Origin of the sequence: Arthrobacter sp. TB 23 (assembly GCF_000294595.1) — a bacterium.
GTDB lineage: Bacteria > Actinomycetota > Actinomycetes > Actinomycetales > Micrococcaceae > Arthrobacter_D.
Genome location: NZ_ALPM01000121.1, coordinates 1 through 964 on the forward strand (window position 1 = coordinate 1; position 964 = coordinate 964).

At 65.9% G+C, this 964-nt stretch carries 1 protein-coding gene; it reads left to right on the forward strand.

The window, feature by feature from the left end:
- Positions 1-48: 48 nt before the first annotated feature.
- On the forward strand, positions 49-837 hold the full coding sequence (locus B384_RS0116095) for an SDR family oxidoreductase (RefSeq protein ID WP_026041245.1): 789 nt from the start codon (positions 49-51) through the stop codon (positions 835-837).
- Positions 838-964 lie beyond the last annotated feature (127 nt).

Here is a 964-nt window from a genome sequence, read left to right on the forward strand (position 1 = left end):
GCTCGGCCGCTCTGGTCCGTCGGAGCGGGCAGGCGTAGCCTAGGGGCCATGACGAGAGTGGTGGTGGTCGGGGGTACTGGTCTGGTGGGGCACCATCTGGTGGACGAATGCGTGAGACGAGGCCACCAAACGCGGTCGGTCAGCCGTCACCTTCCCGCCGACCACTCGCCGCGGTGGGTCGCCGGTGCCGAGTACATGGCAGCCGATGTGACCACCGGGGAGGGCCTGACGGATGCGCTGGCCGAGGCCGATGTCCTGATTGACGTCCTCGACGGACAGTTCGGAAAAGGTCAGCGGGCGCTCGACGACGGCGCCCTGAACCTGCTCACCGCAGCCCGAGAGGCAGGAATCGCGCGCGCCGTGGTGCTCTCGATCGTCAACTGCGACCTGGCGGCGTTCTCCTACTATCGGGCCAAGGTGCGCCAGGAGAAGATCTACCAGAATTCGTCGATTCCATCAGTGGTGGTCCGGGCTACCCAGTTCCACAACTTTCTGACGGTAGTGTTCGACGGTGGGCGCAAGGCCGGCGTACTCCCTGTCCTGAAAAACGCCGTGTTTCAACCGATTGCCGTTCAGGATGTGGCAGGTGCGCTGGCCGACGCGGCAACCCATCAGCCGATACCCCAGGGGACCACCAACGTCGGCGGCCCGCAAGTGCTGGAAATGGCCGAGCTGGCTCGCATCTACCGCGACGTCACAGGAGCAACCGGCCGCCAGATCACCCTGCCGCTGCCGGGTGCTCTTGGGAAGTTCTTCAGTAGCGGCGAGAATCTTGCCCGCGATTCGGCCGTCAACGGCTTGACCTTCGAGGCCTGGCTGCGCCTGCGCTCGGTCTGATGAGGCCAGCCGTCCCGGTTACGTCCCGACGGCGCTCGCACAGCGTACGGACCTGCACGCAAACACGCCGGGGGTACGCAGCACCAGGGCGCCTCTCCACACAGAACCGCCGGTTAGGTCCAGAGTC